Origin of the sequence: Cyclonatronum sp., assembly GCF_022565315.1 — a bacterium.
Taxonomy (GTDB): Bacteria; Bacteroidota; Rhodothermia; order Balneolales; family Cyclonatronaceae; genus Cyclonatronum.
This window is the reverse complement of the sequence record NZ_JAIUMX010000183.1, coordinates 1-3,728: the sequence shown is the minus strand read 5'-3', so window position 1 is coordinate 3,728 and position 3,728 is coordinate 1. Positions and strand designations below refer to the sequence as shown.

Sequence of the window (3,728 nt, the reverse complement as noted above, 5' to 3'; positions counted from 1 at the left end):
GCACCCAAAAACTATACGATTTTATTGATGACAACCCGCTTGTGGCCATGCTCAACATCGCCTATGTGAATGATACCGGCGTGATCCGGAAGAATCCGAAGGTAACGGCCATCAACAGCGCCATTGAAATTGACCTTACCGGACAGGTTTGTGCTGATTCAATAGGCACCTATCAGTACAGCGGGGTTGGGGGTCAGATGGATTTTATTCGCGGTGCATCCAAGTCAGAAGGCGGCAAACCGATTATTGCACTGCCATCGGTAACGGCAAAGGGCATCAGCCGTATTACGCCATTCCTCAAGCAGGGTGCGGGCGTTGTTACAACCCGCGCGCACGTACACTATGTAGTCACTGAGTTTGGCGTTGCCTATCTGTACGGCAAAAACATGCGGCAGCGGGCGCAGGCGCTTATCAACATTGCACACCCTGATCATCGTGAGGCGCTTGAGCAGGCCGCTTCAGAGCGCTTCAATACCCTCATCACCGTTTGAAACAAAAGATCTTTTTTTCTGTAAAGCCATCATAGTAGTTAGTTAGTTAGTTAGTAGCAGTAAATACGTTGTGCTTAAACTGTCAGGCCTGAATCTAATCCGTTCAGGCCTGTTTTTTTGGGATGATATGCTGCTGCCTCAGCTAAAAAACCGCCAGTAAAACCAGATCAGGGTAAAAACAACCAGAAAGGCGAGACAGCACAGGCTAAAGATGCGATACCCTTTGGAAGGGCGCGCTTCCGGCGGCACCTGATTGCCCGTAATCAGCCGGTAGTTGAACCACGCCAGCACAGGAGCCGCAATAAAAGAAAGGCTCGCAGCGAAATCGACCAGCAGCGTGAACGCATCACTTGTGAAATACAGAACCCCAAGCGCCGCCAGCGGAACCGCAAACAGGCCCAAACGGTAAACGGAAACCCGCGTTGCCGACTCGCCGCCATCCGCTGAGACCTCCGCCCAAAGCTCAGAGAGCACGCGCGGGTAAGCATCGGTTACAGCAAGGGTTGTGCTCAGCATGGTAATAAAAGCTGCAACCGAAATGAGCGGCACGCTCCAGCTGCCAAGTGTTTGGCTGTACAAATCCACAATCTGCGCTGAAAAGGCAACGCTGCCCGCCGCGAAGGTCACCCCGCTGCCAAACATCACCAGCGTACCCAAAAGGAAAAACAGAAGGCCGATAAATGCAGCGGCGCCGTAGCCCATGTCAAAATCAAACCGTGCTGCGCGGATATCCGGTTTGCTGCCGGTCTGCTTGCTGCGCTCCCCGGTCCAGATGGAGTGCCATACTGCGGCATCGAGCGGGATGGGCATCCATCCCATAAATGCAATGATGAACGCAATTCCAGCGGCATTCCAGTAGGAAGGGGCCCCGGTGCGAACCGCATCAGCGCCGGCACCGGCACCGAATGCAATAAGCACAGCGGTGAGCGTGAGCAGGGTAAGCAGGCTGATGATCACCTTCATCGATAAATCAAGGCCGGGGTAGCGGCCAAACCAAAGCAGCATCACACAGGTGGCAAAAATGAGGGCACTCCAGCTGAAGTTACTCCAGCCCATGCCAAACAGCTGCTCCGCAAGACCGGCCGTAACAATGGTGACCGCAGCCGTTATGATGAACATGGTGCCAAAAGTAATCGCTACGTAAACCCAAAATGCAGCGGCGCTCATCCGCCGGTATCCTGTAATCAGATGCGTTCCGGTAGCTGCGGCAAAGCGCGGACCGAATTCGAGAAACGGATATTTGCTTACAACGGCAACAATCAGCACCCAGATGATGGCAAAACCGTAGTCGGCTCCCGCGCGGGTTGCCTGCACCAGATGCGATACGCCAACCGCGGCGCCGGCCATCAGCAGGCCGGGCCCGAGGGCAAGAAAAAGCCGATTCTTAATATTTGTCTGATTCACGGGCCCCTTTTTTTTATTCATCCTCATTAAGTTGTATCATTAAATTCACACTTCTGTTCAGAGCCGAATTACTACAGGCCCTACATGGTTTACAAATACAATAAAAGCGATATTCACGTTGTTTGAAAGCTGCACATAAAATTAATGTTGAGATGGCAGCTTACCTTATCCATTACCACAATACATCAGATGAAATCTATTGTACTATTCGCTGTTTTCCTGCTCACTTTGGGCTTCACTGTACCCCATGCTGAAGCCCAATCGCTTCCTGAACCCCGTCAGAGCCCGCTGGGCCTGAGCCGTACCATGCTTGGTGATACGTACGTGAAGGTAATTTACGGCCGGCCCTATGTTCGTGACCGTCAGATTTTTGGATCACTTGTTCCTTATGGTGAAGTATGGCGTACAGGGGCTAACGAATCAACCGAAATCACACTCACCGGGGATGTTTTTTTTGACAGTACCCCTCTTCCGGCTGGTACCTACTCTGTCTTTACAGTACCGGGCCCCGATGAATGGACAGTAATTCTCAATTCGCAGCTTGGGCTGTGGGGTTCCTATGCGTATAACTCAGCTTTTGATGTGCTTCGTACCAGAGTTCCGGTGAAACGAACTGCGGATAAATCAGAAATCTTCACCATTTCGCTTGATAAGCAGGATGAAGAAAACGTACTGCTGATTATGGAGTGGGAGCGTACCCGTGTTGAGCTGCCCATCCGAAAATAATGCACTACTGACTGCCTCAGGTTCTTCAGCTGCCTGTTATTTGTCTGTAATGTACAGCAGCCGGTTCATTTATTTTGGGGCTGTGGTGGCCTTTTTAGCCCTTTTATGGATTTCACAACCCCTCCTTAATGCGCAGCAGCTTTCTGAAGAAAGCCTGCACCACCGCATCATGGAAGCTTCCGGCTTTGAGCATGCCCTTTCAGATATCTGGCTTAGTATTGAACAGAGTATCGGGCAAACCAATGTAAGCCCGTCACAGCGGGCAACACTCAACGAATGGCTCGGCGGCGCATTTGGCGGAGAAGGACTCACAGAAAACTTCAAAGAGCGTTTGCGCGAGCATCTTGATTTACACCTCGGTGCTGAAGTTATCCGGTTTCTTGATTCTGACCCGGGCCGCATCATCCTTGAAACAGAAGCCGCGCAGGTACATGCCACCGAAGATGAGTTGTTTGATTTTTCCCAAAGTTTTGAACCCGGCAGCCGGCAAAACCGCCGGCGCGTTGAGCTAACACGACAGATACTCGACGGCACCCGTACTCTGGATAACACGGTCATCATCCTTCATAGCATTTACAGCAATGTGATGCGGGCCGTACATAGTGTTCAGGCACCTGAAGACCGCAGAATGAGCGAGGAAGATTTTGCCTACACCTCCGGACTGATACGCACACAGCTGGAAAACCAAATGAGCGAGTACGTGATGCTAAATATGCTGTACACCTACCGTGATATTGACATTAGCTATCTCGAAAGCTATGCCGCCTACCTCAGCAGCCCGGCAGGCCTCTGGTACACCGAAACACTGCACAACATTCTGCAGAATGTGCTCGTTGATTCAGAGAACCGCCTTAAAGCGGCGATTGATCAGTACAACGGCTAACCCCCATTAGCTGAATTCACCCCCGGCCGGCCTGACCGCTGATAGCGTCTCAGTTTTGTTTTTCGACTGCGCGCACCACTTCAATATCAGGCCATTTAATCGAGTAGGAGGAAAGGGATTAATTCCCTTTCCGTCCTCTCACACCACCCTGCATACCGTTCGGTACAGGGCGGTTCTTTAAGTTTTGATTCGAACTTTTTGGTAATGATCTGACAAAAACACGT

The 3,728-nt window shown here is 51.3% G+C and carries 4 protein-coding genes; 3 read left to right on the top strand and 1 reads right to left on the bottom strand.

The annotated features are described in order from the left end of the window. Window positions 1-491: acetyl-CoA hydrolase/transferase C-terminal domain-containing protein (locus LAT75_RS15330; RefSeq protein WP_291483670.1), on the top strand; the 491-nt coding region annotated here is incomplete at its 5' end. Between the two features lie 138 nt (window positions 492-629). Here the strand turns inward: LAT75_RS15330 and LAT75_RS15325 are convergent. Next, a complete protein-coding gene (locus LAT75_RS15325) occupies window positions 630-1,916 on the bottom strand; it encodes a divalent metal cation transporter (protein WP_291483668.1) in 1,287 nt (428 codons plus the stop codon). A gap of 168 nt (window positions 1,917-2,084) precedes the next feature. Between LAT75_RS15325 and LAT75_RS15320 the strand changes: the two genes are divergently transcribed. Both LAT75_RS15320 and LAT75_RS15315 read left to right on the top strand, forming a co-directional pair. Next, window positions 2,085-2,621, top strand: coding sequence for a DUF2911 domain-containing protein (locus LAT75_RS15320; protein WP_291483666.1), 537 nt, complete (start codon window positions 2,085-2,087; stop codon window positions 2,619-2,621). 40 nt (window positions 2,622-2,661) lie between these two features. Next, window positions 2,662-3,504, top strand: a complete 843-nt coding sequence (locus LAT75_RS15315; RefSeq protein WP_291483665.1) for a hypothetical protein — start codon at window positions 2,662-2,664, stop codon at window positions 3,502-3,504. Window positions 3,505-3,728: the final 224 nt, after the last annotated feature.